The following is a 26,500-nucleotide window of genomic DNA, read 5'->3' as shown; positions in this document are numbered from 1 at the left end:
TCGCGAGCAGGTTCGCGGCGTCCACGCTGGCCTTAGTCGCGGCTGGCCTGCACCTTGCAGTTCATGCACCTTGGCCGAGCTACGCGGCCTGGTCGGTGAGGAACAGCGGCCTTCGTGGTGCCGTCGTCGTCAGCGAAGAAGTGCTCGGCGACCTTGTCGTCCACGCAGAGCTGCGCGCCGCATCCGACCACCGAACCGCGGTGCTGCGAGCGGTAGTTGTCGCTGCCCAGGTCCACTTGACGTACCCGCCGCGGGTGATGGTGACCACCATCTCCTCTTCGAGGTAGGGGAAGGTCCTCCATGGACATGTCGCCGTCGAAGCCGAGCGGGATCTCGCTCCGACGATCGTCACCGAAGCGGTCCACGATCTCGTCGAGCTCGTCGCCGATGATCGTGCTGCTAGCGAGTCTCCGAGCCCAGGATGTCCTGGAAGTCGGCGATCTTCCGCTCGGTCTCCTCGGCTTCGTCGTCGGACCTTCTCCGGAACGCCTCGAGGCGCGTCCGGACGACTTGAGCAGCATGGTTCGGGAATCGCAACGCGCCTGGATCTCGTCGAGCGGACATAGATCCATCAGGCCGGTGCGGGCCTCTTCGACGATCGGGCGAACGGCAGGACGAGCGCGTTCGGCCTCGTCGAGGGCGTCGAGCGCCGCCAGGTAGCCGCCCATGGAGTTGCGCGCACCTTCTCGGCCTCGCAGCAGCCAGGTACACGCGGGTCCGGCGGACCCGGCGATGGCGTCGATCTGGTGGTCGACCCACGCTGAGATGAAGCCGTCGAGGGCGGGCGTGCGCAGCACCCCGTCGACGATCGCCGAGCATGTTCGCTTTCGAAGACCTTCTCCTGCAACTGCGTGCGACCAGTACAGGTTGTTGAGGACGACCTTGGCGACCGCGTCGCGCTTCAGCACGATCACCGAGGCGCTGGCCGTTGCGACCAGAGGGTCTCGTCGCGGATGTCGGCGATGCCGGAGAGCTTGCCGTCCTTGACGCCCTCGGCGATGCGGATCGCCAGGTTGTCCGGGTTCACCTGGTACGGCGGCTCGGTGACCACGAGGCCGGTACCGGCCCTGGATCTCCTCGACGTTGACGACCGCGCGCATCGTGGTCGAGGCCGACCGGTGCGGTAGGCGTCCTGGATGCCCTTGGTGCCGAGGATCTGCACACCGGTCTGGAAGTCGGGCCCTTGATCCCGCTGCATCAGTGCGGCGAGGAGTTCCTCGCGCGTCGCGTCGGGGTGCTCGAGCGCCCACTTCCGCGCCAACGCCGACCTCGCGCAGGTTGTGCGGCGGGATGTTCGTCGCCATGCCGACCGCGATGCCGACCAGGAACCGTTGGCGAGCAGGTTCAGGAGCCGAGGCGGCAGGATCGCGGGCTCCTGCGTGCGGCCGTCGTAGTTGTCCTGGAAGTCGACGGTGTCCTCGTCGATGTCCCGGACCATCTCCATGGCGAGCGGCGCCATCTTGGTCCTCGGTGTACCGGTGGGCCGCGGCGCCGTGGTTGCCCGGGGAACCGAAATTGCCCCTGGCCGAGCGCGAGCAGGTAGCGGGCAGCCTTCGCGGCTTCACGAGGCGGACGAGGTGCGGTCGTAGATCGCGCTGTCACCGTGCGGGTGGAACTGCCCCATCACGTCGCCGACGACGCGGAACACTTCGAGGAACGCGCGGTCGGGGCGGTAGCCGCCGTCGAACATCGCGTAGATCACGCGGCGGTGCACCGGCTTCAGTCCGTCGCGGACCTCGGGGAGGGCGCGTCCGACGATGACGGACATCGCGTAGTCGAGGTACGAACGCTGCATCTCGAGCTGCAGGTCGACCTGCGAGATGCGGTCTCCGGAGACGACGATGTCCCCGCTGTCGCCGTGGACGATCTCGGGCTGCTCTCGGCGCCGTTCTCGTTGTCGTCAGCCACGGCGGGCTTGGTCACCTTTCTGGTGGCCACTCCGGAGCGATGGCCTGGAGGCACTGGTTCCGCTTCGTCGCGCCGGGCGCGACGACCGACGATCGGGACTGGTCGACGCGGCTGGCACCGCGCCTCCTGTCCTCAGATGTCGAGGAAGCACGTCCTTGGCGTTCTGCTGGATGAACTGGCGTCGGGACTCGACGTCCTCACCCCATCAGCGTCGCGAAGACGCTGTCCACCGCCGCCGCGTCCTCGAGCGTGACCTGCAGGGGCATCCGGGTGTCCGGGTTCATCGTGGTGTCCCACAGCTCTTGTAGTCCATCTCGCCGAGGCCCTTGTAGCGCTGGATCCCGTTGTCCTTCGGGATGCGCTTGCCCTCGCAGGCCGGCCTGCATGAGGGCGTCGCGCTCACGGTCGCTGAACACGTACTCGTGCGCCGAGTTCGACCACTTCAGGCGGTACAGCGGCGGCTGCGGCGTGCACGTAGCCGCGCTCGATGAGCGGTCGCATGTAGCGGAACAGCAGGGTGAGCAGAAGCGTCGTGATGTGCTGGCCGTCGACGTCGGCATCGGCCATCAGCACGATCTTGTAGGTACCGGGCCTTGTCCGGGTCGATCCTCGCCGATGCCGGCGCCGAACGCCGTGATCATCGACTGGATCTCCTGGTTGGCCAGGGCGCGGTCGAGGCGTGCCTTCTCGACGTTGAGGATCTTGCCGCGGAGCGAGGAGGATCGCCTGCGTCATCGGGTTGCGCCCCTGCACGGCGGAGCCGCCGGCGGAGTCACCCTCGACCATGAAGATCTCGGAGACCGTCGGGTCCTTCGACTGGCAGTCCTTGAGCTTGCCGGGCATGCCGCCCGACTCCAGGAGGCCCTTGCGGCGGGTGGTCTCACGCGCCTTGCGGGCGGCGAGGCGATCCTGCGACGCCTGGATCGCCTTGCGCACGACGTCGCGGGCCTGCGTCCGGGTTGCTCTCGAACCAGTGGGTGAGCTCGGTGCCGACGACGCGCTGCACGAAGCCCTTGGCCTCGGTGTTGCCGAGCTTGGTCTTCGTCTGGCCCTCGAACTGCGGCTCGCCGAGCTTCACGGAGATGACGGCCGTCAGCCCTTCGCGGATGTCGTCACCCGTGAGGTTGTCGTCCTTCTCCTTGATGATCTTCGCCTCGCGCGCGTACTTGTTCACCAGGTACGTCAGCGCAGCGCGGAAGCCCTCTTCGTGGGTACCGCCCTCGTGCGTGTTGATCGTGTTCGCGAAGGTGTGGACGCTCTCCTGGTAGGAGGTGTTCCACTGCATCGCGACCTCGAGCGCGATCTTGCGCTCCGGTCCTCGGCCTCGAACCCGATGTCCGGGTGCACGAGGTCGGCCTTCTGGGCGTTGAGGTACTCGACGTAGTCGGCGAGCCCCCGCTCGTAGAGGAAGGAGTCCTGACGGGCCTCTTCCCCTTCGTCCGGGGGGCGCTCGTCCTGAGCGTGATGCGGAGCCCCCTTGTTGAGGAACGCCATCTGCTGGAAGCGGGTGCGCAGGGTCTCGTAGTCGAAGACGACCGTCTCGAAGATCTCCGCGTTCGGCCAGAACGTGATCGTGGTGCCGTGCTCGTCGGACTCCTCGTCCCAGAGCGGTGCGACCGGGACCCGTCGGTGTAGCTCTGGCGCCCAGACGTGGCCCTGCCGGCGGACCTCGACGTCGAGTTCGAGCTCAGCGCGTTGACCACCGACGAACCGACACCGTGCAGACCGCCGGACACCGCGTACCGCGCCGCCGCCGAACTTGCCGCCGGCGTGCAGGACCGTCAGGACGACCTGGACGGTGGAGACGCCCTCGGCCGCGTGGATACCGACCGGGATGCCACGGCCGTTGTCGACCACGCGGACGCCGCCGTCTTCGCGGATCGTGACGTTGATGGTGTCGCAGTAGCCCGCGAGCGCTTCGTCGACGGAGTTGTCGACGATCTCCTGCACGAGGTGGTGCAGACCGCGCGGCCCCGTGGACCCGATGTACATGCCCGGACGCTTCCGGACGGCTTCGAGCCCTTCGAGCACCTGGATCTGGTCTGCGCCGTACGCTTGGTCGCTCTGCGGGGTCGGCTCGGCGGTCGAGTTCTGTCGGTCGTCGTCAGATCCGGATGTCATTCGAGGGTGCTCCTGCCTGCGCGCGGAACACCCGCGCACTGCACTTCTCAGTCTACCTCAGGACCCCCTCGTCCGAGGGCCGAAATCGGCCGTTCAGCGGCCGAAATCGGTACCAGAGGATGATTTCGTCGGCTCAACCGGTAGGTATCGCGAGGACCACGCCCCTGGACCGTCCTGGGGCCGCGTTTCCAGGTGGGGGCGTCGGGGCCGGAAACCCGGATCGACTCGACCCCGGCTTCCGGGGTGCCGCTCGGCGATGGTCGTCGTGACGGTGCTCCGCATCAGTCGGAGCTGCGTCGCCCACGCCGTCGAGTCGCACCGGATGACCAGTGCACCGTCGTCGATCGTCATCGGGCGGGAGTGCTTCGCGAGTTCGTCACCGACCACCGCGGGCCAGTCGACGAAGAGCTCGGACCGGGCGAGTGGCTCCGTCCATCCGAGTTCCTGGGCGAGAGAACCGACCACGTCGCCGAGGCCCTTCGGCTCACGACCCGCGGCCGTACGGCACGGAGTCCGGGTCGAGCGCGCTCATCCGTCGTCGCCGGGCGTCGACACCACGCTTCGACGGGTCGCCGAAGACGGCACGGAGGTGGCGGTACGCGCGGGAGGGCTCGGTGGGCTTCCAGGGCTCCGGCATCAGGCGCCCACCCCCGTCGGATCGGGTGCCGTCGCGTCGTCCGCGGTGGCCGCGTCGGGTGCTGCCGTTGCGTCGTCCGCGGTGGCCGTCGGACTGGAGGCGCGGCTCGCCGCCGCCTCGTCGGTCACGATGGTGCCGGCCTCGATCCGACGGTGTGCGCGGCCAGCTGTCCGGGAACGTCGCCGAACACCGCCGCGGTGATGAGCACCTGTTCGTAGTCGGCGACCGCTCCGGCCAAGCGCTCCCGACGGGATTCGTCGAGTTCGGCGAACACGTCGTCAAGGATGATGATCGGGTCGCCGAGGCTGGACTCGGCCTCGGGGAATCGAGGCGCTGGCGAGCTGAATCGCGAGCGCGAACGACCACGATTCGCCGTGACTCGCGTACCCGCGCGCAGGTAACCCGTTCAGCTGGAAGAGCACGTCGTCGCGGTGCGGTCCGACGAGCGTCAACCCGCGGTCGAGTTCGTCGCGTCGGCGCCGTTCCAGCGCCGCGCGGAAGGCGTCGGCGGCAGCGGTCACCGAGACCGGTTCGTCGGGCGTCCCGAGCACCGGGTCCGTCGCGTTCGCGTCCTCGGGGTCGCCGCCCCGGACGCTCAGCACGCCCGCGATCGACGCCTCGTGCCGTTCGCCGGCGACGGTCGCGTACGCCTCGGCCACGAAGGGCGCCAGCCGCCGGGTCAGGTGGTCGCGCGCGGCGAGGATCTCGGCCCCGAACGCCACGAGCCGGTCGTCCCAGACGTCGAGCGTCGCCAGCGAACCGACTTCGCGCCGGTCGCCCGCGCCGACTTCAGCAGGGTGTTCCGCTGGCGGAGTGTCCGGTCGTAGTCGGCGAGGACGCCCTGCATGCGCAGCGCGATCTGGCCGAGGAGCTTGTCGAGCATCCGACGTCGGCCGGCCGGTTCACCGCGGACGAGTGCGAGGTCCTCGGGCGCGAAGAGCACGCGCTCGTGCAGTACCAGCGGAGCTCCCGGGGCTGGATCGCCGAGCGGTTGACCTGCGCGCGGTTCGCACCCGTGCGGTTGATCTGCACCTCGGCGAGGATGCGCACGTCCTCGTGCGGCGAGCCGCGCGCGGACGATCGCCGCGTCGCAGCCCCTGCCGCACGAGTGCCGCGTCGGTGGGGACGCGCGGTGCGAGCCGAGGGTGGAGAGGTACTCCGATCGCCTCGACCAGGCTGGTCTTGCCCCGGGCCGCTCCGTCCGACGAATAGGCCCTGGCCCGCGTGCGAGCCCGGCCGACGTCCGCCTCCCCCCCCCCCCCCCCCCCCCCCCCCCCCCCCCCCCCCCCCCCCCCCCCCCCCCCCCCATTTCCAAGTCGGTGAGCTGGAGATGGTCGTGACGTGCACGCGGGCCGATACGGGTCGAGGTGGTTACCTCGGCAGGACTACGCCTTTCTTGACGGCGTGACCGCCGAACTGGTTGCGGAGCGCCGCGACGGCCTTCATCGTCGGGGACGCACTGCCCTGACGCGAGACGAAGCGGGCGAAGATCGACGCCGAGAGCGCGGGCATCGGCACCGCGAGCTCGATGCCCTCTTCCAGTGTCCAGCGGCCCTCGCCCGAGTCCCTCGACGTAGCCCTCGAGCTCGTCGAGCTTCGGGTCCTCGTTGAGGGCGAGCACCATGAGGTCGAGCAGCCAGGAGCGCACGACGGTGCCGCGCTGCCATCCGGCGAAGACGGCGGGGACGTCGTGGATGATGTCCTTCGCCTCGAGGAGCTCGTAGCCCTCGCCGTACGCCTGCATGATCGCGTACTCGATGCCGTTGCGGACCATCTTCGCGTAGTGACCGGCGCCGATCGGGCCGGCGTGCGAGAAGCCCTCTCGCGCGGCCCTCGGGGCGGAGCGCGTCGAAGACCGGCATGGCGAACTCGACGTCCTTGACGTCACCGCCGACCATGAGGCCGTAGCCGTTGTCCTTGCCCCAGACGCCACCGGAGACGCCGGCGTCCATGTAGCGGATGCCCTTGCGCCGAGCTGCTCGGCGTGGACGGTGTCGTCCAGCCACTTCGAGTTGCCGCCGTCGATGACCAGGTCGCCCTCGGCGAGGACGCCGGCGAGCTCGGTGATCACGTCGTCGGTGATCTTGCCGTGCGGGACCATGACCCACACGAGCTTCTGGCCCTCGGGGAGCGCTGCCGCGAGGTCGGCGAGGTTGGCCACATCGGAGACGGCGGGGTTCGCGTCGTACCCGGTGACCTCGATGCCTGCGTTGCGGAGACGGGCACGCATGTTGTTGCCCATGCGACCGAGGCCGACAAGACCGATGTGCATGATTTCCTTCTGTTCGTCGTCGCGCTGATGCAGGTTGGCGCGTCAGCGCAGTGTTCGGTTGCTGCGCTTACCGCAGCAGGAGATTGGGTTGCAGCAGGTACCGGTATCCGTCCGCAGCCGGTGCCTCTTGGGGAGGTCTGACCGGTGATGAGCACTGGCCCCGGCTTGTTGGGGTTCTCCGTCTTGGTGAAGGAGATACGGACGAACTCGGAGTGCACCGCATTCAACCCGTCCAGGAGGAACGCGGGCTTCAGGGAGACCACCGTTTCCTCACCGGTCAGCAACGCACTGATCGACTCTGACGCCTGCGCTTGTTCGGAACCGATCGCCTCGAGCGTGAGCCCGTCGACCGTGAAGGAGAACCGGAGCGCGGCTTCGCGCTCCAGGACGAGGGAGACCCGTCACACCGCCTCGACCAGTTCCGCGGTGTTGATCACCGCGTGGTCCTGGACGGTCTCGGGGAAGAGCCGGCGCACCGGCGGGTAGTTGCCCTTGATGAGCAGCGACGTCACCGTCTTGTCGTCGGCGTGGAACGCGATGAGCTCGCGTTCGAGGAGCCGCTGATCGACACCGAGACCGTGGACGCCGAACCGAAGGTGCGGCCGACCTCCTGCAGGGTGCGGGCCAGCACGAGCGTGCAGCGGTGCGCTCTCGGTCTCGCCGGTGCGGCCGGAGTCCCACTGGATCGTGCGGACGGCGACGGGTACCGGTCGGTCGCGATGAGGGAGACGTCGTGGTCGCCGACCTCGAGCTGCACGCCGGTGATCACCGGGGTGACGCGTCGCGGCTGGCGGCGACGGCCACCTGGGACACCGCTTCGGAGAACGCGTCGCCGGGGATGACACCGGTCTGCGCACCGATCTCCGGGAGGGTGGGGTACTCCTCGACCGGCATCGACAGCAGCGTGAAGTGCGCGGAACCACAGCTGACCGAGATCTTGGCGTCCTCGGTGGTGAAGGTCACAGGGCGTTCGGCAGGCGGCTCGCGATGTCGTTCAGCAGCCGGCCGGAGACGAGCACGGTGCCGGGATCGTCGATCTGCGCGGTGATCGACGTCTGCGCCGAGACCTCGTAGTCGAACGAGGAGAGCGTGAGCCGGTCGCCCTCGGCGTGGATGAGGACGCCCGAGAGGATCGGAGGGTCGTGCGCTGTGGGAGGAGTTTCACCGCGAAGGAGACGGCTTCGGAGAAGACGTCCCGGTTGACCTCGAACTTCACAGCTGGAACCCCTGTCGATCGGTTGGACTGTCCGGCCGCCCTACTAGGCACAGCCCGGCGGAGCCAGGATTTCTTGTCATCCCGCCGTCCACAAGGTTGGCCCACTGAGATCAATCGTTAACCAGGAGTAATGGTATTAATCGCCTCATGCAACACCCTGTGGATAACCCTGTTGATGCCGCTCAGCGACAGGGAACTACAACCGTGTGACTTGTGAGCGGCGTGTGGGCGACCTCTGGATGAGTGAACCTCAGCTATCCACTTCCATCCCCAGTTTCCACAGTTGCGGCCCCTCCACCTGTGAACAACCGGGCGGCGTGTCCTCCACAGCGTTATCCACAGGCTTTCCACACTGTGAGAAGTCCGGCGCATGGAACCGTCTCAGATGTGGTGGATGCGCCGCCGAGGTGGGCCGATCCCACGGTCGTCAGTCGTACCTCCAGGCCTGGTCGACCCGATCTCGGACGGACGCGACGAGCGCGTCGGGAGACGGATCCCGGGACCGCGATCAGCGGTAGCGGCGGTCCTGCTTGATGCGGCTCGTGAGTTCGGTGACCTGGTTGTAGATCGACCGACGCTCCCGGCACCAGCTCGGTGATCTTCTTGTTCGCGCACATGACCGTGGTGTGGTCGCGGTTGCCGAACAGCCGCCCGATCTTGGGCAGGGACAGGCTCGTCAGCTCACTGCACAGGTACATCGCGATCTGTCGTGCGGTGGCGATGGCCTGCGAGCGGGACGAGCCGTAGAGGTCGCCGACGGAGAGCTTGAAGTACTCCGCGGTGTGGTTGATGATGTCCGTCAAGCGCGACCACGTTGTCGTCGTCGAGGGTGATCAGGTCCTTTCAGGACGGTCTGCACGAGCGCCATGTCGACGGCAGTCCGGTTGAGGCTCGGGCGGAACGCGGTGACGCGGATGAGCGTCCCCTCGAGCTCGCGGATGTTGCTCGACACCTTCGACGCCATGAACTCGAGGATGTCGTCCGGCACCTGCAGGTGGTCGGACTGCGCCTTCTTGCGGAGGATCGCGATGCGCGCCTCGAGCTCGGGCGCCTGCACGTCGGTGATGAGACCCCACTCGGAAGCGTGAGCGCATCCGGTCCTCGAACCCGGTCAGGTGCTTCGGTGCGACGTCGGACGTGATGACCACCTGCTTGTTGTGGTCGCGCAGCGTGTTGACCATGTGGAAGAAGGCCTCTTGGCGTCGAGTCCTTCCGCAGGTGAACCGGATGTCGTCAATCAGCAGGATGTCGATGTCGCGGTACCGCTGCTGGAACTGGTTCGAGCGGTTGTTCGCGATCGAGTTGATGAAGTCGCTCGTGAACTCCTCGCTCGACACGTACCGGACGCGGATCCCCGCCGGTAGAGGTCTCTCGGCGGAGTGCCCGATGGCGTGCAGGAGGTGCGTCCTTGCCGAGACCGGAGTCCCCGTAGATGAAGAGGGGGTTGCAGGCCTTGGCCGGGGCCTCGGCGACCACGACCGCCGCGGCGTGCGCGAAGCGGTCTTCGACGAGCCGATGACGAAGTTGTCGTAGCTGTACCTTCGGGTTGAGCCGCGACTCGGGACGGCCGCTGGCGCCCGGGGAGTCGATCTGGCTCGGGACGAAGGGCGCCTTGATGTACTTCGCCGGGGAGCGGCACTCTGCTCGACGGGCGCCGCTGCACGGGCTCCGCGTACTTCGGGGACGTGCGACGCGACGGTCGGGTCGACCCGGGGCTCGGACGCCATGTCCGGGTTCACGGTGATGGCGAAGTTCGCGACCGTGTCGTCACCGATGCGGGAGACGGCCTCGGTGATCGGGATCCGGATGCGCTGTTCGAGCATGCCGCGGGTGAGGTCGTTGGGGACCCCGAGGTAGAGGGTATCGACGAGGACGCCCTTCGGTTCGACCAGGTGGAGGAAGCCCTTGCGGCTGCGGGGTAGACGCGGTCGTCCTCCGAGAGGAGTTCCGAGGACCGATGACCAGAGGTCCTCGACGGGGTCGGCCGGCATCGTCAGCGTCGCGCTCGTCTCCTGGTCTTGTGTCGGCCGGGGGCCGTTCCGGGCCGCGCTCGACCGGCGTAAGTCTTCCGGCGGGGCGTCCGTGTCCGGGCGGCTTCTTCGACGGCCCGGGCCGCGTGTCGCCCCGCGGGTGACCCACAGGGTTGCCCACAGTCTTGTCCACGTCCGCCGGTGGTGCACATCGGGGAGACCCCCCCGTCCTGCCGGGCAACAGGCGGATCGATCACCCCACTGTAAAGGACCGGGGCGCGTCGTACCGAACGCACGTTTTCCCCAGTGTGGATAATGATCGTGCGCGGCCCCTCCGCGCAAGGGTCCGCGTCCCGCGTTTGACCTGCTCGCTGCTGTCACGTACCGTTAACCAGTTGACTGCGGCCGTCTGGTCGCGCCCATCCTGCGTCGTTCGGCACCGAGCGGCGACACATACGCGACGGCTGCGCTGCGTTCTTCCCGCCGAGGACGGAACCCGGGGCAGCCATGTGGAGATCATCATGAGCAAGCGCACCTTTCCAGCCGAACAACCGTCGTCGTGCCAACTGGCTTCCGTGCCCGCATGCGCACCCGCGCCGGCCGCGCCATCCTCGCCGCGCGTCGTTCCAAGGGCCGCACCGAGCTCAGCGCCTCGAACGAGTCCTCACCTGACCGGATCTCGTCCGGTCCGGTCCCGGCTGGGAACCTGGTAGCGATCGTGCTGGCGCGTGCCAACCGCATCGTCCGTGGTGACGACTACCGGTCCGTCGTGCGTCGTGGTCGCAGGAAGCGCCACGGCGCACGCCGTCGTATCGGTGGTCCGTCGCACCACCGACGACGGCGTGGTCGACCCTGGCCGACGCGGTTCGGCTTCATCGTCGCCGGCAAGACGGTGGGGAACGCGGTGACGCGGAACCTGGTCCGGCGTCGCCTCAAGGCGATCGCGCACGGGCTGCTGCCGGACGTCCCCGTCGGGTACGACGTGGTGGTCCGCGCACTGCTAGCGCGCTGCGCAGGCCGGGCTAGCCTACCCTGCTCGAAGATCGTCCCTGCGCTCCTGCGCGCGTGGTGTGGAGAAGGCAGCATGAACCCGCTGACCCGCCTCGCCTGGGGCATCGCAAGTTACTCCCGCGCAACGTGTGCGCCGTCGCGCTGCGTGCGTACCGGGCCGTCATCTTCCCGCTCTACGGGAACGTCTGCCGCTACCACCCCTCGTGTTCGCGGTACGCGCTCGAAGCCATCCAGCAGTACGGCGTGGTCCGGCGGATCGGCGATGGGCGCATGGCGCATCGCCCGCTGCAACCCCTGGGCAGCCGGGGGCATCGACGACGTCCGGCACGCGGCGTCGCCCCTACGACGTCAACCGGTTCGGGTTCGTGCTCGCGCCGAACCCGCAGCAGCCGCAGACCGCGGTCGGGACTCCCTCCCGGTCCTGCTCCCCCAGCGCACTTCGAAAGGCGTGACCGTCCCCATGGACCTCATCGGTACGATCCTCTGGCCGCTCAAATGGGTGGTCTCGGCCATCCTCGTCGGCTTCCACCGATCTTCGAGAACATCGGCATGGACCCCGGCGCGGGTATCACCTGGGTGCTCTCGATCATCTTCCTGACCTTCGTGGTCCGCGCCGCGCTGATCCCGATCTTCGTGCGCCAGATCAAGTCGCAGCGTCGCATGCTCGAGGTCGCGCCGCAGCTGAAGAAGATCCAGGACAAGTACAAGGGCAAGAAGGACCAGTTCTCGCGTGAGGCCAGCGAGCCGCGAGACCATGGCGCTCTACAAGCGGAGACCGGGACGAACCCGCTGAGCTCCTGCCTGCCGCTGGTCATCCAGATGCCGATCTTCTTCGTCAGACGCAGGTGCTGCACGAGGCGCAGATCAACAAGACCGGCATCGGCCTGCTCACGAACGACCTCGCCGGCTCGTTCGGCAACGCGTCGCTGTTCGGCGCTTCCGCTGCACGAGACGTTCACGAACGCCTCGGGCTGGGAAGTCCGCGCGATCGCCGGCTTCATATCGTCGTGATGACCGCGTCGCAGTTCATCACGCAGCGGCAGCTCGTGGCGAAGAACATGTCCCCGGAGACCAAGGCGTCGCCGATGTACCGCCAGCAGAAGATGATGCTGCCACATCCTCCCGCTGGTCTTCGTCATCTTCAGGTCTGTCCTTCCCCCTCGGAACGTCAACGCGTTCTACTGGCTCGTCCTCGAACATCTGGACGATGGCCCAGCAGTACTTCGTCATCCGCAGCATGCCGACCCCCCGTCCGAGGCCGCCCTCGCCCGAGAAGCCCGCCTGGCGAAGAAGGCTCAGCGTCGCGGATCGGTTACCCCGGTCCCCGCCGAGGCACGGTGCCGGTGCCGGTGCGGCCGAGATCGAGGCCGCGCGCGTCACCACGCAGCGTCAGCAGCCGGTGGGCAAGAACCGCTCCAAGAAGAACGGGAAGACGTAAGTGACCGAGCAGGACACGCGGACTCCGTCGAGGACTTCCGTCGAGACCGTCGAGAACGACGCTGAGGACGCCCGCGACGAAGCGACACGCAGCCGACTACATCGAGGAACTCCTCGACATCTGCGACCTCGACGGCGACATCGAGATCGAGGAGCGCGCGGAAGTCGCGTCTACCATCTCGGTGACCGACGAGGGCGATGCTCGGGTGCTCTCGAAGCCGGACACGGTGTCGGCGCGCTCCAGGAACTCACGCGCATCGCCGTGCAGGCGGAGACGGGCGAGTTCAGTCGGCTGATCCTCGACGTCGGTGGTTCCCGCGACGCCCGTGCCACCGAACTCCAGCGGCTGGTCGACACGGCGATCGAGCGCATCGAGGGCGGCTCTGTCCGCTCCGGCGGCACTCCTCGGCGATATCCTCGTACGAGCGCAAGATAGTCCACGATCTGGCCGCCGAGAAGGGCTTCCACCTGGAGTCCGAGGGTGAGGGTCGGGACACCACACGGTCGTCACCCGATGACGGAGACCGCTCCGCCGGTGCTCGAAGACGAACCCACTTGCCGCAGCGACGCTCTTCGGTGACCGGATCGACGTCGCTCGGTCCTTCACGAACGAGCTCGCCCTGCAGAGCGAAGAGCTCGGTCTGGATCGGTCCCCTCGAGCTGCCTCTGGCTCTGGACGCGACATATCCTCAATTCCGCGGTCCTCGCGCCCCTCCTGGAGGCGCAGGGTCGCGTTGCCGACGTCAAGTCTCGGTGCCGGTCTGCCCGGCCTGGTGCTGGCCATTGCGCGCCCCGACGTGCAGTTCCTCACGCTGGACCAGCTCGATGGAGCGTCGGGTGGACTGGCTCGGCACGTCGGAGGCGGCGCGACTGGGACTGACCAACGTCGATGTGGTTCGTGCACGTGCCGAAGACGTTGCGGACGAGATCGTCGTCGACCAGGTGATCGCCCGGGCCGCCAGCGCGCTGTCGAAGCTCATCCCGCTCATGACGGTGCCGCTCGTCCGCTCGGGCGGGCAGCTCATCCCGATGAAGGGCGCCCGCGTCGAGGACGAGATGGAGAAGGCTCGCAAGGTCATCCTCCGCAAGCGCCGGACCGACGTCGAGGTGCTCGAGCTCGGAGTCGGCGTAGCCGAGTGGAGACTCTACCTGAGTCTTCCGGGCTACATGCGCTGACTGGACGCGCTGCGGCCTGGGCCGAGTACCACCTCGGCCGCCAGTGGCTCCGCGTTCCACGTGAAACACCGAACCGGGGAAGAGGCACTGTTGGAGTTCATCGGGCCGATTACGACGCGTCGACACCGCTCGCTCGCGAGATCGCCGATCTGAACCGCCGTCGGCGCGCGATCGCGACGCAGCAGCTCAAGCTGCCCGCGAAGACTCGGGTCTTCACGGTGGTGTCCAACCAGAAGGGTGGCGTCGGGAAGACGACCACCACCGTGAACCTGGCGGGCAGCGCCGGCGCACGGCGGGGCTCGGGTGCTGGTCATCGACCTCGACCCGCAGGGGAACGCCTACAGCCCCTCGGTGTGGACCACCAGGCGGAAGTCGCGAGCATCTACGACGTGATCGTCGACGAGGCACCGATCGCCGACACCGTGCAGCGGTCCCCCGAGTCCGACACGCTCTGGCGTGTGCCTGCGACGATCCACCTTGCCGGCGCCGAGATCGAGCTGGTGTCGCTGGTCGCCTGCCGTGAACAGCGCTCTGCGGACTGCGCTCGACGAGTACCTCGCGTCACCTTCGAGGAGCCGTACCACTACGTCTTCATCGACTGCCCACCGTCGCTCGGCCTCCTGACGATCAACGCCTTCGTGGCAGCGCAAGAGGTCCTCATCCCGATCCAGTGCGAGTACTACGCGCCCGAGGGGCTGAGCCAGCTCCTGCGGAACATCGAGCTGATCGAGCGGCACCTCAATCCGAACCTCCGCGTCTCGACGATCCTGCTGACGATGTACGACAGCCGTACGAACCTGTCGAACCAGGTCGCGGCAGACGTTCGGGAGCACTTCGGTGGCCAGGTGCTGAACGCGGTGATCCTCCGGTCGGTCCGGGCGTCAGTGAGGCACCGAGCTACGGCCAGAGCGTGGTCGCGTACGACGTCAACTCCACCGGGTCGCTCTCCTACCCGGAGGCAGCGGCCGAGATCGCAGCACGAGGAGCACAAGCCTGATGGCACCGAAGCGAACTTGCCCCGCCGAGTGCACGCCCTGATCCCCACCGCCACGGAGCAGCAGGAACGCCCCGTCGACGTGTTCTTCCTCACCGTGGTACGCCCACCGGCGGTACGCCGTCCTCAGCGCCGACCGCAGAGGACCTCGTGGCCGTGCCCGGCGCCCGTCTGGCGAACCTGAACCCGCTCGACGTGGTCCCCGAACGCGCAGCAGCCCCGCAAGGAGTTCCGCGAGGAAGAGCTGCAGGAGCCTCGAGCACTCGATCCGCGAGATCGGTGTGCTGCAGCCCATCGTCGTGCGCCCGATCGCCGGTGCGACCGGCACGGCCCCCCAGTACGAGCTCATCATGGGTGAGCGTCGGCTATCCTGCCTGCGACGAAGGAGCTCAGCGGGCCCAGTACGATCCCTGCGATCGTGAAGGACACCCCCGATGACGCGATGCTCCGGGACGCGCTCCTGGAGAACCTGCACCGTGCGAACCTCAACCCGCTGGAAGAGGCCTCGGCGTACCAGCAGCTCCTCGCCGACTTCGGGATCACCCAGGAGCAGCTCGCTCAGCGCATCGGGCGTTCTCGTCCGCAGATCACGAACACCATCCGGTTGCTCCACCGCCCTCCCCGTGCAGCGGCGTGTAGCCGCCGGCGTCCTGTCGGCCGGGCACGCTCTGCGCGATCCCTTGCTGCACCGGATGCCGAGGCGATGGAGTACCTCGCCGAGAAGATCGTGAACGAAGACCTGTCCGTCCGTACCGCCGAGGCGCTCGCCCAGCAGCTTGCGGCGAAGACCCCGGTGAAGTCCAAGCCGGAGCCCCTCGAAGCGACGGTGGTCCACTTCATCGGCCACCTCCGAGCGCCTGGGGATCGGCTCAACACCCCACGTCAAGATCGCCGTGGGGGCTCGGAAGAGCTCAGTTGACGATTGATTTCGCCAATGGTGACGACCTCAACCGGATCTTGAGCGAGCTCGGCGTCGCGGACGTCTGGTAGCCCTCCTCGCCCGCTGTGCGCCCTGCTGAGACGTCGGGGCGGCGCGAGCCGGTATCCTTCCCAGAGACGGCCAGGCAGGCCCTCCAGGCGGCGTCCTGGGCGCTGAGAGTGGATGTTCCATTGGACCCGCCCTACAGTCCGCCAGAGTACGCACATCTCCGTAACGTAGGTATTTCACGTGGAACGCCCCCCGTGCGCTCAACGCGGCGAAGCGTCCGGAGTCTTCCGAAGCCCGACGGCAGCGAACAAGTGGCTTGAAGAGCGCCATTTCCCCGAGTCGGTAGTCGTCGGCCGCAGCAGGCGGGGTGCGAGATCGGGACGCTGCCGAAGCAGGTAGGCCCGGGCCTTCTCTGCGTGGAGTCCGTTCGACGAGAGATGATCCGGTCGAACTGCTCCAGCAGGGCAAGACGACATTCGAGACGTTCTTCCCATGTGGAACGGCTGTCGCGATCAACCAGGACAGACCCGGGCCAGTTCAGACGATCGACGATGAACGCGCGGAGCAGGCTCGAGCCTCGACAGTCCCGTGGACTGCTCCCCCACTCGCGATCAGCGTCAGGATCGTGACCGTGGCGCTGCATAGCACCTGCCGTCGCACTGCGATCCGCGCACGCCATCGGTTGATCGTGTTCACACGCAGAGACCCGCCGTTCCGGAACCCGAGAACGACGACGGCGACCAGCTCCCAGGGCAGCAACGCTGGGAGTCGCCGGGCTCGCAGGGACGTCGACACGTGGACCAATTCGCCCCAGCCAAGGACAGGCGGCAGCGGCGGTAGCAGCGGCAGGCTGGAGCGCAGGTGTTCCACGTGGAACACGCCGCTTCATTGATCAGGCCCGGTGGTCGCGGATGGCCTGCTCGGCAAGCTCGACGTAGGTCCACCCGGAGATCGAAGCCGGAAGCGGACAGGGCCTGCGGGACCAGAGAGGTCTCGGTGAGCCCCGGCAGCACGTTTGCCTCCGAGGAACCACGGTGTCCCCGCAGCGTCGATGATGATGTCGACGCGCGAGATGTGTCGAAGGCCGAGTGCCTCGTGTGCGGCGACCGCGGCTTGCAGAACGCTGACTGCGCGTTCTCCTCTGACAGGCGAGCAGGCGTATGAAAGTCGTCTCCCCCGGCGTTGTAGCGGGCCTCGAAGCCGTAGATCCCGCTCCGCGGGACGATCTCGACGGCCGACAGCGCCACGGGGCCGTCGCCCGTGTCGATGATGCCGACCGCGACCTCGGTCCCCGTGATGAGTTGCTCCACCACGACGTCGTCGCAGTACGTGTACGCCGTCACCATGGCTCATGCGCCAGGTCGTTGACGTCGTCGACCAGTGTCACCTCCTTGTGCGCTGCCGCCCCGGGCCGGCTGGTACCGCGAGGGCACGGGGTACTCGGGACGGCGATGCTCTCGAGGACTCCGACAGCCCCGAGCTCGCGGAAGACGTCGTGCGACAGGGTCACCGACCGCGGGGTGCGGACGCACCGGCACGGGCGACGAGTGCGGAGGCCGTGGGCTTGTCCCATGCCAACCGAGCCGATGTCGAACGCGAGCCGACGAACGGAGTGTCGAGCGCCTCCAGGATGCCCCGCAGGGCCCTGTCCCTCTCCGGAGGCGCCGTGCAGAGCCGGCCACACGACGTCTGGGCGGGTCTCCCGCAGGTGGGTCGGCAGGAGGGACGCGTCAGCGTCCCGCAGGTCGACCTGCCAGCCGTAGCCCGTCGTGACGGCAACCCGACGGCCCGATCGCAGGGAGACATACGCTCGTGTAGAGATCCACTCCGGCGACGACGACGACGTGACGACGAGTGAGCTCGGCCATGCGAGAGGACCTCCGGGCCGCGCGTGTAACGAGGGGCTGATCCGTCAACGATCGCGATGAAAGCGCTGATCAGAGTGTTCGGGGGCGGGGCGCTGACCGACGAGGTCGGGCGCACCACCGCGTTCGGACGAGTGGCCGCACCGAAGGTCCCGACCAGTTCGAGCTCGTCGTTCACCACGTTGGCGAGGCGGCACCACCGACGCGGATCTGCTCCGGCGTCGGGTAGCAGAACGACAAGCCGGATGTATTCGCCGCCGCGACCGTCCGCGTAGAACGCGGTCCCTGGCGTGTAGGCGACGAGCTCCTTCACGGCACGCGGCAGCAGCCGCCCTTCGAGTCCAGGCGTCTCCGGCAGGGTGAGCCAGACGAAGAAGCCACCGTTCGGCTTCGTCCATGAAGGTCGGCAGGAACTCCCCCAGCGCCGACAGCATGGCGTCCCGTCGCTCGGCGTAGATACCGCGGAACGGAAGTCGACCTGCCCCTTCCAGTCGATGGCCGCGTCGAGGTAGGCGTTGACGACGTACTGCCTGAAGGAGTTCGGGGCGAGGACCGCGGACTCGTTCGCCAGCACGAGCTTCTCGCGGATGGCGTGCGGGGCGAGTGCCCATCCGACCACGGAACAGGGCGAGGGCTTCCCGAAGAACAGGCCGAGGTAGACCACGCCACTCCTCGTCGATGGAGCGGATCGCCTGCGGCGCGGGCTCGTCGAACCAGAGGAGTCCGTACGGGTTGTCCTCGAGCACGAGGATGTTGTTCAGGCGGCAGACGTTGTCGAGGATCTCGATGCGACGCTCGCGGCTCAGCGTGACGCCGGCCGGGTTGTGGAAGTTCGGGATCGTGGTAGAGGAACTTGATGCGTTTGCCCTGCGTCACCAGGTTGGCGATCGCCTCACGCAGGGCCTCGGGCACGAGACCGTTCTCGTCCGTTTCCGTCGTGCACCGTCTCGGCCTGGTACGACCGGAAGACCACCGATCCACCGACGTAGGACGGTGATTCTGCCAGGACGACGTCGCCCGGATCGATGAACAGCCGCGTGACGAGGTCGAGCGGTGCTGCGAGCCGGTGGTCACCACGACGTCCTCGGCGCGGCAGGATGCCCTCGAGGCTCATCACGTTCACGATGTGCTCGCGCAGGGACCGCAGACCCTGCCCACCGCCGTACTGCCAGCGCCATGGCGGCGTCCTGCGCCATCACACGGTCGAGGGAGCCCGTGACGAGCTCACGCGGCAGCGCGGAGACGTACGGCATGCCGCCGGCGAGCGAGACCACCTCGGGACGCGACGCGACGGCGAACAGGGCTCGGACCTCGGAGGCGCTCAGCCCGGCGGTGCGCTGGGCGTAGGAGTCGTACCAGGGGTCGAGGCTGTTGCCGTTCGTCATCAGTGCTCCGTTTCAGTGGGACATTCCCGCCACACTACGACATCGGCCCCGGGAACCAGGGCTGCGGGACGGGGCCGATCCTGAACCAGTGGCCCGGAACGATGGCGGCCCCGCGTTCCAGAGCGAACGGAACGTCGACGGCCCCGCGTTCCGGAGTGGACGGAACGACGACGGCCCCGCGTTCCAGAGTGAACGGAACGACGACGGCCCCGCTCTCCGGAGTAAACGGAACGACGACGGCCCCGCTCTCCGGGAGAGCGGGGCCGTCGTGTGCCGGGACCTACGCGAGGAACTCGGCGAGGTCTGCCTCGAGCGCGGGCTTCGGCTTGGCGCCGATGACGGTCTTGACGACCTCGCCGCCATTGAAGACCTTCATCGCCGGGATCGACGTGATCTGGTAGTTCATGGCCGACTGCGGGTTGTCGTCGACGTTGAGCTTGACGATCTCGATCTTGCCGGCGTGCTCCGCTGCGATCTGGTCGAGGATCGGCGAGACGGCGCGACACGGGCCGCACCACTCTGCCCAGAAGTCGACGAGGATCATCTTGTCGGACTTCAGGACCTCGTCCGAGAAGGTGGCGTCGGTGACTGCCTTGGCGTTGGACATGTGTGCTCCTTCGGGAAGTCGTTCAGTGGGTACAACGGCCGAGCCGTCGTGGTATTCCGCGCGGACGCGGCCGGTCAGCTGGTCGGCCGAGCCGCCGGTCGGCCGAGCCGCCGGGCGGCCGCGCCGCCGGTCAGGCGCGAGCGGCCGTGACGTCGACCATCGCGGGCTCGGTCGGCGAGACGCCGTCCGCCTGGTCGGTCAGCTCGTCCTCGAGGTCGGCGAGGTACTTCTCGGCGTCGAGCGCGGCGACCGTGCCGGAGCCGGCAGCGGTGATGGCCTGTCGGTACGTCGGGTCGATGACGTCACCCGCGGCGAAGACGCCGGGCAGGTTGGTCTTCGAGGTGCGGCCCTGCACGGCGATGGTGCCCTCGGGTGCGATGTCGATCTGGCCGTGGATGAGGTGCGTGCGTGGGTCGTTGCCGATCGCGATGAACAGGCCGTCCAGTGCGAGCTCGGACTGCTCGCCCGTGACGGTGTCCTGCAGCGTGACGCCCTCCACCGCGGAGGCACCCGTGATGCCGGTGACCTCCTTGTTCCACGCGAACTCGATCTTCGGGTCGTTCATCGCGCGGTCCTGCATGATCTTCGATGCACGCAGGCTGTCCTTGCGGTGGATGACCGTCACCTTGTCGGCGAAGCGGGTGAGGAACGTCGCTTCCTCCATGGCGGAGTCGCCACCACCGACGACGGCGATGTTCTTCTGCCGGAAGAAGAAACCGTCGCAGGTCGCGCACCAGCTGACGCCGTGGCCGGACAGGCGCTCCTCGTCGGCGAGACCGAGATGACGGTACGCCGAACCGGTCGCGTAGATGACCGCGAGGGCCTCGTACGTCTCGCCGGAGCCGACGGTGACCTTCTTGACCTTGCCGGTCAGGTCGACCGAGACGGCGTCGTCGTACAGGACCTCGGCGCCGAACTTCTCGGCCTGTTCCTGCATCTTGATCATGAGGTCCGGGCCCTGGATCCCCTCGGGGAAGCCCGGGAAGTTCTCGACCTCGGTCGTCTTGGTGAGCTCGCCGCCGGTCTCGACGCTCGAGGCGACGATGAGGGCTTGAGTTCCGCGCGCGCGGCGTAGATGCCGGCGGTGAACCCGGCCGGGCCGGAACCGATGATGATGAGCTGGCGCATGCCTGGGAGCCCTTCCGTTGAGATCGCTGACCGGGTCAACACATGGTACCGGCGGGACATTCCACGGGGCCCGAGCGCCGGTCAGGCAACCGTCAGCGGCCGAGCCGGCTGCGCAGCAGCGACACGGCGTTCGCGATCTCGCCGTTCTTCGCGACGACGAGGGCGCCGAAGTACACGACGACCATCACCGCACCCGTGAGCACGAGGGTGATCAGGGCGCCGGTGACGTCGGCCATCGCGAAGCCGTCCGATGAGAACGCGCCGAAGAAGTTCGCGACGAGCAGGCCGGCCACGCCGGCGATGAGGGCCGCGATGATGAACTGCACGTGCGAGCGGGTCACGATCGGTCCCTCGATGCCACCGAGGCGCTTGCGGACGAGCACGAGGGCGACGATGGTCTGCGCGGACCCGGCGATGGTCGTGCAGACGGCGATGCCGACACCGATGGCCGAACCGGGCAGCATCGCGACGGACAGGGCGCCGATCACGAAGAGACCGGACTGCATGAGCTGCATGAGGAACGGCGTGCGGTGGTCGTGCATGGCCCAGAAGACGCGCTGGATGATGAAGAGCATGCTGAACAGCACGAGGCCGGGCATGTAGGCGACGAGCACGAGGGCCATCGCCTGGGTGTTGCCGAACTCGTTCTCCCAGATGCGGGCGAAGGGCATCGCCGTGACGATGAGCGCCACCGACGCGAACACGGTGAACAGCCCGACGATCCGGAGCGACAGGGACAGGTTCCGGCGGACGGCGGCCAGGTCCCCCCGCTCGGCGTCGTGGCTCATCCGGGTGAAGTACGCCGTCGCGATCGACACCGTGATGATCGAGTGCGGCAGCATGAACAGCAGCCAGGTCGTGCTGAGCGTCGCGTTCGGCGCCCGTCGCGAGCGACGCCACACGGGCCTGCACGATGCCGGCGAGCTGCGTCACGAGGATCATCGCGAACAGCCACCCGGCGGCCGTGCCGGTCGCCTTGAGGCCGACGCCGCGCCACCGGAAGTCCGGCCGGAACCGCAGACCGGCCCGGCGCCAGAACAGCGGCAGGAACGCCGCCTGCGCGAAGACACCGATCGACGCGCTCCCGGCGAGGACGGCGATCTTCAGGGGCGTCCAGTCGTCGGTGGAGGCGTTCTCGCCCCGGCCGCCGAACAGCGCGATGAAGACGATGAGCCCGGCGATCGCGATGACGTTGTTGATGAGCGGCGCCCAGGTGAACGGTCCGAACACCTGCTTGGCGTTGAGGACCTCGCCGAGCAGCGAGTACATCGCGTAGAAGAGGATCTGCGGCAGGCACCAGAACGCGAACGCCACGGCCAGGTCTGTCGTCGACGCACTGAACCCCTGCCCCCGTCGCCGGCGCTCTGGCTGTAGAGCCGGACCAGCACCGGGGCGAGCAGGGTCGCGGCGACCGTGATGACCAGGAACGCCGAGCCGCCGAGCGTGACGATCTTGTTGACGTACGCGGTACCGCCGTCGGTGTGCTGCTTCATGGAGCGCACGATCTGCGGGATGAGCACCGCGGAGAGCAGACCGCCGGCGATGAGCGCGTAGATGTTGTTCGGCAGCTGGTTCGAGACCGCGAAGGCGTTCGCCGCGTCGGAACCGGTGTTGCCGATGGCGAAGGCCAGGACGAACGTCTTCGCGAACCCGAGGACGCGCGAGACCATCGTCCCCGCGGCGAGCATCGCACTCGCCCGGCCGAGGCTGCGCTCGGCCACCGGTTCCGCGTCGACGGAGGGCTGGGGCTGGCTGGCGCTGATGGTCGGCTCCTGGGTGGTCGCGGACGGTTCGTCGCGGGGTGCGGTGTCGGCCTGGAGGAACGGCGCGCGTCCGTCGGTCGCGCTCGCGGCCGGCAGGCGGTCACCGGCGACCACCGGTTGGACCTCCAGGGGCCGGTTCGGGTCGTCGTCGTCCTCGTCGTCGAGCTCGCCGTTCCGGCGTCGGATCCGCTTGCGGATGCTCCGGAAGATGCCGAAGCCGAAGATCGCGACGAGAGCGACCGCGGCGGCCGCGGTGATGACCGTCTCCCACTGCGCCTGCACGTTGAGCTCGACGGTCGCCGGGCTCGAGATCTTGACGCCGGTGGGACTCGACAGGGACATGGTCAGGTTGACCTTGCCGTTCGCCACGGACTGCACGGGCACCGTCGTGCGGGTCGAGGACTCGGGCTGGATCTTCACCTCGATGTCGTTCCGCACGATGCGGAGCGCGGAGTTCGACGGCTGCACCGAGAGTCGCACCGTGACCGGGTACTTGAGGCTGTTCCGGACCGAGATCGGCAGGGACGAGCGGTCACCGAGCAGCGTCAGCGAGCTCGAGTCGACGATGCCCCACCTGCGAGACGACGTCCGCCTCAGTTCGCCACGCGGAAGTCCACCGCGGTGGCGAACGCGTCCGGGTCGAAGCGCGCCACGCGTTCGACCGCGAGCGCGAGCAGGTTGAGCCGTGCCGGCGCGGTCAGGGCGTTCGGGTCGTCCACCGCCGAGGAGTAGGCGGTCAGGTCCTCTTCGCCCTGCACGAGCTGTTCGAGCTGGCCGTGCGGGCATCGCCGTCCATGACCCCGGCCGTGAGGGTGAGTGAACCGGGGGTCACCGCCGATGCCGAGGACAGGTCGGCCGGGGCGACCCAGGGCGTGCTCTCGATCGCGTCGAGCGCCTGGCCGAGGCGCTCGGAGTTCCGTCGGCCACGAGCGGTCGAGCGTGAGGGAGTGATCGGTCCCCCGGCGGAGTCTGCACGAGCCGAGGTGGCGAGCGGGCGGTGAGCTTCCGGGACATCGCCGTCGCCCAGGCCTGCTGGTTCGTCGCCCTCGGCGGCGGTGCGGAGGAGCGTCGACGTGGCCTGGTCGGAGACGAGGGACGTGCTGGCCATCGATCTGCTCCGGACGCGGCGATCGTGGTGTCTGCTCCGGCGGAGGTGTTGCCGCCTCGAGCACGATCGTGGTCTTCGTGCCGGCCTTCGCGAGCGCGGGCAGGTCCGCCGCGGCGACGGTGCCGTCGGCCGGCCAGGCGATGGAGTCCATCGAGTAGGGGAAGTCGAGCTTGCCCGGCTGCGTCGTGGCCAGGACGGACGGCGTCTGGTCGTCCGTGCCCTGGTCGTCCGCGGAGCTGTCGGCACCGGCGGTCGCACCGTCGGACGGGGCGTGTCGGTCGCGCCCGGGTCGGCGGTGGGGGTTGACGGCTCCGGACGTGGGGGTCGGCGTGGCGGTCGCGGCACCGGGGAAGTGGGTCTTCGTCGACGGCCTGGTCGAGGGAGAGATGGGCGAGAGGATGCCGTTCGCCCCGGCCTGGCGCAGCCCGGTGACGTCCGCGTCGGCGTAGGGCAGGGCGAAGGTCTCGTTGCGGAGCGACTCGAGCCGGTTCAGCCAGGTGACCGCCGACGAGGGCGTCCTCGCCGAGGATCGGATCGAGGCGATGATCCGCGGGTCGATCGCGACGGCGACGTTGTAGTCCTCGGCGGCGAGCGAGCTGCTGCGTCAGGGTGCCGTCCACGGCGGTCGCGGCGGCGAGGGCACCGGGGCCGAGGATGCCGTCCCCGGTCTTCGGCATCGTGATCGGCATCGCCACGGAGACACTGACCGGCGTCTGCTCGAAGTCGGGGTACCAGGTGATCGCCGAGCGTGCGACGGCGTATGTGTCACCCGCGGTGTACTCGGCCGCGATGCGCCGGGCGCCGAAGGACGAGTACCCGCCGAGGGCGACGTTGCCGGACACGATCTTCACCGAGCCGAGCGTGACCGATCGGTGCGCTGGGACCGCCGGGACGTCCACGGAGTCCATCGCGGGGCCGAGGTAACCCGTCGTGGTGGTGTCGGAAAGCCAGTCGGCGAGGACGTCGCGCGTGCTCACCTGACGGAAGATGTCGAGGTCCACGGTGCCCGCGGGGACGTCCGAATCGGTGTCGTTCGTCACGGTGACCGACAGCTCGAGGTCCTCGTCGCGGCGGACGATCCCGCGGTCGGCCGGGGCGATCGAGACCGTCGTCTTCCCTGCGCGGCGGCCGCAGGGTGGGCCGTCCGGGACGTCGTGCTGCCGGCCGTGGAGGCCCTGGTGCTCCGTCGGTCGCCGCGGGCGCGACGACGAGACCGAGGGCGACGAGTGCCGTCGCCGCGGCGGCGAGCGTGGTGCGGAAGATCTGCATGCGGGAGGGCCCCGGGTCGGTTCGGGCCGTGACGAGTGTATGGAGGCGCGACCATGAACGCTCCCCGTGCGCGCGCACGTCGTGGAGAACTCGGGGCATCCATCTGGGAGGATGAGGACCGTCATGCAGTCCGTTGCCCAGGCCGTCGAACGACTCGACGCACTCGCCGTCACCGAGCCCGTCGCCCTCCTCGCTCGGGCCTTCGCCGACGCCGGACACGAACTCGCTCTCGTCGGCGGGCCCGTCCGTGACGCCTTCCTCGGCCGCCCGGTGACCGACCTCGACTTCACGACCGACGCCCGACCGGACGACATCCTGGCGATCGTCGAGCCGATCGCGAGCGCCACGTGGGACGTCGGCCGCCAGTTCGGCACCATTGCCGCGCGGGTCGCCGGCGAGCAGGTGGAGATCACCACCTACCGCAGCGACGTCTACGACGGTGAGACCCGGAAGCCCGAGGTCGCCTTCGGCGACACCATCGAGGACGACCTGCTGCGCCGCGACTTCACGGTGAACGCGATGGCGCTGCGTCTGCCGGCCCGCGAGCTCGTCGACGTGCACGGCGGCGTCGAGGACCTGCTCGCCCGGCGGCTGCACACGCCGCAGGCGGCCCGGGTGTCCTTCCGCGACGACCCGCTCCGGATGATGCGTGCGGCCCGGTTCACGGCGCAGCTCGGGTTCACCGTCTCGGACGAGGTGCGCGAGGCGATGACCGACCTGGTCGACTCGATCGAGATCGTGTCGGCCGAGCGCGTGCGGGACGAACTCGTGAAGCTGCTGAACACCGCCGAGCCCGTCGACGGCGTGCGCCTGCTCGTCGACACCGGTCTCGCCGAGCGGTTCCTGCCGGAGCTCCCGGCCATGCGCCTCGAGATCGACGAGCACCACCACCACAAGGACGTCTACGAGCACTCGCTGACCGTCCTGACGCAGGCGATCGACTACGAGGCCGAGCGGCACCCCGGTGCGGCGCCGGATACCGTGCTCCGCCTGGCCGCCCTGCTGCACGACATCGGCAAGCCCGCGACCCGCAAGCTCGAGCCCGCCGGCGCCGTGAGCTTCCACCACCACGACCTCGTCGGCGCGAAGCTCGCGAAGAAGCGCCTCCGGGCCCTGCGGTTCGACAACGACACGATCGCCGCGGTGAGTCGGCTCATCGAGCTGCACCTCCGCTTCTTCGGCTACACCGAGGGCGCCTGGACCGACTCCGCGGTGCGCCGGTACGTGCGCGACGCCGGCGACCAGCTCGAGCGGTTGCACGAGCTCACCCGGTCCGACGTCACGACCCGGAACCGGCGGAAGGCCGACCGGCTGGCGTTCGCGTACGACGACCTCGAGGACCGCATCAGGGTGCTGTCCGAGCAGGAGAAGCTCGACTCGATCCGGCCCGACCTGTCGGGGGACGACATCATGCGGATCCTCGACATCCCGCCGGGGCGTGCCGTCGGTGAGGCGTACCGCTTCCTCCTCGAGGTGCGCATGGACGAGGGACCCCTCGGCGAGGACGACGCCGAGGCGCGTCTGCGCGACTGGTGGGCGGCGCGGGACGCGACCGCCTGACGGTCGACCGGCCACGTCGAGACCGGGCACCGACCGTCTGACGGGGGCGAGCGGTTCTCCACAGCCGGTGGCGCGCCTCCAGGCCGTCCGCTAAGCTTGCCGGGTTGTCCGCACGCATCTGTGTGGCAGGACACATGCATCAACC

At 68.5% G+C, this 26,500-nt stretch carries 22 protein-coding genes and 12 pseudogenes; 11 read left to right on the top strand and 23 right to left on the bottom strand.

The annotated features are described in order from the left end of the window. Nucleotides 1-32 precede the first annotated feature (32 nt). The 14 genes and pseudogenes from ACZ8AI_RS15725 to dnaA form a co-directional block, all read right to left on the bottom strand. Nucleotides 33-908: a hypothetical protein gene (locus ACZ8AI_RS15725; RefSeq protein ID WP_464858958.1), complete on the bottom strand. Its 876-nt coding sequence runs from the start codon at nt 906-908 to the stop codon at nt 33-35. A gap of 2 nt (nt 909-910) precedes the next feature. Continuing rightward, nucleotides 911-1,690: pseudogene (locus ACZ8AI_RS15720) on the bottom strand (DNA gyrase subunit A). 415 nt (nt 1,691-2,105) lie between these two features. After that, entirely contained in the window at nt 2,106-2,324 is a 219-nt protein-coding gene (locus ACZ8AI_RS15715; RefSeq protein WP_464858957.1) for a hypothetical protein, read from the bottom strand. Continuing rightward, nucleotides 2,308-2,844 carry a hypothetical protein gene (locus ACZ8AI_RS15710; protein ID WP_464858956.1) on the bottom strand — a complete coding sequence of 179 codons (537 nt, stop codon included), beginning with the start codon at nt 2,842-2,844 and terminating at the stop codon, nt 2,308-2,310. The genes ACZ8AI_RS15715 and ACZ8AI_RS15710 overlap by 17 nt, the downstream gene beginning before the upstream one ends. Beyond that, nucleotides 2,789-3,193 carry a hypothetical protein gene (locus ACZ8AI_RS15705; protein WP_464858955.1) on the bottom strand — a complete coding sequence of 135 codons (405 nt, stop codon included), beginning with the start codon at nt 3,191-3,193 and terminating at the stop codon, nt 2,789-2,791. Before ACZ8AI_RS15705 ends, ACZ8AI_RS15710 begins: the two co-directional genes overlap by 56 nt. Then, nucleotides 3,091-4,029, bottom strand: a complete 939-nt coding sequence (locus ACZ8AI_RS15700; protein ID WP_464858954.1) for an ATP-binding protein — start codon at nt 4,027-4,029, stop codon at nt 3,091-3,093. Before ACZ8AI_RS15700 ends, ACZ8AI_RS15705 begins: the two co-directional genes overlap by 103 nt. A 93-nt stretch (nt 4,030-4,122) precedes the next feature. Continuing rightward, nucleotides 4,123-4,494, bottom strand: coding sequence for a DciA family protein (locus ACZ8AI_RS15695; RefSeq protein WP_464858953.1), 372 nt, complete (start codon nt 4,492-4,494; stop codon nt 4,123-4,125). A 19-nt stretch (nt 4,495-4,513) separates the two neighbouring features. Beyond that, complete coding sequence (locus ACZ8AI_RS15690; protein WP_464858952.1) at nt 4,514-4,666, bottom strand: hypothetical protein; 153 nt, start codon at nt 4,664-4,666, stop codon at nt 4,514-4,516. A gap of 124 nt (nt 4,667-4,790) precedes the next feature. Beyond that, nucleotides 4,791-4,940, bottom strand: coding sequence for a hypothetical protein (locus tag ACZ8AI_RS15685; protein WP_464858951.1), 150 nt, complete (start codon nt 4,938-4,940; stop codon nt 4,791-4,793). Nucleotides 4,941-4,944: 4 nt separating this feature from the next. Further along, nucleotides 4,945-5,388 (bottom strand): hypothetical protein, encoded by a 444-nt coding sequence (locus ACZ8AI_RS15680; protein WP_464858950.1) that lies wholly within the window; start codon nt 5,386-5,388, stop codon nt 4,945-4,947. Beyond that, nucleotides 5,346-5,981 (bottom strand): hypothetical protein, encoded by a 636-nt coding sequence (locus ACZ8AI_RS15675; protein ID WP_464858949.1) that lies wholly within the window; start codon nt 5,979-5,981, stop codon nt 5,346-5,348. Before ACZ8AI_RS15675 ends, ACZ8AI_RS15680 begins: the two co-directional genes overlap by 43 nt. Before the next feature lie 56 nt (nt 5,982-6,037). After that, nucleotides 6,038-6,938: pseudogene (gnd, locus tag ACZ8AI_RS15670) on the bottom strand (phosphogluconate dehydrogenase (NAD(+)-dependent, decarboxylating)). A gap of 67 nt (nt 6,939-7,005) precedes the next feature. Continuing rightward, nucleotides 7,006-8,154: pseudogene (gene dnaN / locus ACZ8AI_RS15665) on the bottom strand (DNA polymerase III subunit beta). Nucleotides 8,155-8,662: 508 nt separating this feature from the next. Further along, nucleotides 8,663-10,145: pseudogene (gene dnaA / locus ACZ8AI_RS15660) on the bottom strand (chromosomal replication initiator protein DnaA). A 500-nt stretch (nt 10,146-10,645) separates the two neighbouring features. Here dnaA and rpmH point away from each other — a divergent pair. The 10 genes and pseudogenes from rpmH to ACZ8AI_RS15610 form a co-directional block, all read left to right on the top strand. Further along, nucleotides 10,646-10,776 (top strand): annotated as a pseudogene (gene rpmH, locus ACZ8AI_RS15655) (50S ribosomal protein L34); the annotation flags it as partial. Between the two features lie 66 nt (nt 10,777-10,842). Beyond that, nucleotides 10,843-11,124, top strand: a pseudogene (locus ACZ8AI_RS15650) (ribonuclease P protein component); the annotation flags it as partial. Nucleotides 11,125-11,189: 65 nt separating this feature from the next. Further along, nucleotides 11,190-11,327: pseudogene (locus ACZ8AI_RS15645) on the top strand (hypothetical protein); the annotation flags it as partial. Nucleotides 11,328-11,684: 357 nt separating this feature from the next. After that, nucleotides 11,685-12,146 carry a membrane protein insertase YidC gene (gene yidC / locus ACZ8AI_RS15640; RefSeq protein WP_464859232.1) on the top strand — a complete coding sequence of 154 codons (462 nt, stop codon included), beginning with the start codon at nt 11,685-11,687 and terminating at the stop codon, nt 12,144-12,146. A gap of 196 nt (nt 12,147-12,342) precedes the next feature. Beyond that, nucleotides 12,343-12,573, top strand: coding sequence for a hypothetical protein (locus ACZ8AI_RS15635; RefSeq protein ID WP_464858948.1), 231 nt, complete (start codon nt 12,343-12,345; stop codon nt 12,571-12,573). Further along, on the top strand, nt 12,574-13,008 hold the full coding sequence (locus tag ACZ8AI_RS15630) for a DNA-binding protein (protein ID WP_464858947.1): 435 nt from the start codon (nt 12,574-12,576) through the stop codon (nt 13,006-13,008). Nucleotides 13,009-13,156: 148 nt separating this feature from the next. Further along, nucleotides 13,157-13,748 (top strand): annotated as a pseudogene (gene rsmG, locus ACZ8AI_RS15625) (16S rRNA (guanine(527)-N(7))-methyltransferase RsmG). Between the two features lie 221 nt (nt 13,749-13,969). Further along, nucleotides 13,970-14,926, top strand: coding sequence for a ParA family protein (locus tag ACZ8AI_RS15620; protein ID WP_464858946.1), 957 nt, complete (start codon nt 13,970-13,972; stop codon nt 14,924-14,926). A gap of 82 nt (nt 14,927-15,008) precedes the next feature. Next, nucleotides 15,009-15,164 carry a ParB N-terminal domain-containing protein gene (locus tag ACZ8AI_RS15615; RefSeq protein ID WP_464859231.1) on the top strand — a complete coding sequence of 52 codons (156 nt, stop codon included), beginning with the start codon at nt 15,009-15,011 and terminating at the stop codon, nt 15,162-15,164. After that, complete coding sequence (locus ACZ8AI_RS15610) at nt 15,161-15,661, top strand: ParB/RepB/Spo0J family partition protein (protein WP_464858945.1); 501 nt, start codon at nt 15,161-15,163, stop codon at nt 15,659-15,661. The genes ACZ8AI_RS15615 and ACZ8AI_RS15610 overlap by 4 nt, the downstream gene beginning before the upstream one ends. Before the next feature lie 701 nt (nt 15,662-16,362). Here ACZ8AI_RS15610 and ACZ8AI_RS15605 read toward each other — a convergent pair. From ACZ8AI_RS15605 to ACZ8AI_RS15565, 9 genes and pseudogenes are all read right to left on the bottom strand, one after another. Further along, nucleotides 16,363-17,016, bottom strand: coding sequence for a D-alanine--D-alanine ligase family protein (locus ACZ8AI_RS15605; protein ID WP_464858944.1), 654 nt, complete (start codon nt 17,014-17,016; stop codon nt 16,363-16,365). Nucleotides 17,017-17,614: 598 nt separating this feature from the next. Next, a pseudogene (locus ACZ8AI_RS15600) lies at nt 17,615-18,920 on the bottom strand (aminotransferase-like domain-containing protein); the annotation flags it as partial. 280 nt (nt 18,921-19,200) lie between these two features. Next, complete coding sequence (gene trxA / locus ACZ8AI_RS15595) at nt 19,201-19,527, bottom strand: thioredoxin (protein WP_464858943.1); 327 nt, start codon at nt 19,525-19,527, stop codon at nt 19,201-19,203. A gap of 130 nt (nt 19,528-19,657) precedes the next feature. Next, nucleotides 19,658-20,655, bottom strand: a pseudogene (trxB, locus tag ACZ8AI_RS15590) (thioredoxin-disulfide reductase). Between the two features lie 92 nt (nt 20,656-20,747). After that, on the bottom strand, nt 20,748-21,557 hold the full coding sequence (locus tag ACZ8AI_RS15585; protein WP_464858942.1) for a lipid II flippase MurJ: 810 nt from the start codon (nt 21,555-21,557) through the stop codon (nt 20,748-20,750). Nucleotides 21,558-21,591: 34 nt separating this feature from the next. Further along, a pseudogene (locus ACZ8AI_RS15580) lies at nt 21,592-21,969 on the bottom strand (lipid II flippase MurJ); the annotation flags it as partial. A gap of 62 nt (nt 21,970-22,031) precedes the next feature. Continuing rightward, nucleotides 22,032-22,985, bottom strand: a pseudogene (locus ACZ8AI_RS15575) (DUF6049 family protein); the annotation flags it as partial. A 26-nt stretch (nt 22,986-23,011) separates the two neighbouring features. Next, nucleotides 23,012-23,176 carry a hypothetical protein gene (locus tag ACZ8AI_RS15570; RefSeq protein ID WP_464859272.1) on the bottom strand — a complete coding sequence of 55 codons (165 nt, stop codon included), beginning with the start codon at nt 23,174-23,176 and terminating at the stop codon, nt 23,012-23,014. Between the two features lie 70 nt (nt 23,177-23,246). Then, complete coding sequence (locus ACZ8AI_RS15565) at nt 23,247-24,920, bottom strand: DUF6049 family protein (protein WP_464858941.1); 1,674 nt, start codon at nt 24,918-24,920, stop codon at nt 23,247-23,249. On the opposite strand from ACZ8AI_RS15565, the gene ACZ8AI_RS15560 reads away from it, so the two are divergent. Beyond that, nucleotides 24,919-26,355 carry a CCA tRNA nucleotidyltransferase gene (locus ACZ8AI_RS15560; RefSeq protein WP_464858940.1) on the top strand — a complete coding sequence of 479 codons (1,437 nt, stop codon included), beginning with the start codon at nt 24,919-24,921 and terminating at the stop codon, nt 26,353-26,355. The two genes, ACZ8AI_RS15565 and ACZ8AI_RS15560, sit on opposite strands and share 2 nt — an antisense overlap. Nucleotides 26,356-26,500: the final 145 nt, after the last annotated feature.

This window comes from Curtobacterium sp. AC273, from assembly GCF_979253735.1.
The sequence above is the reverse complement of the archived record's forward strand: the minus strand, read 5'-3'. Positions and strand labels throughout refer to the sequence as shown.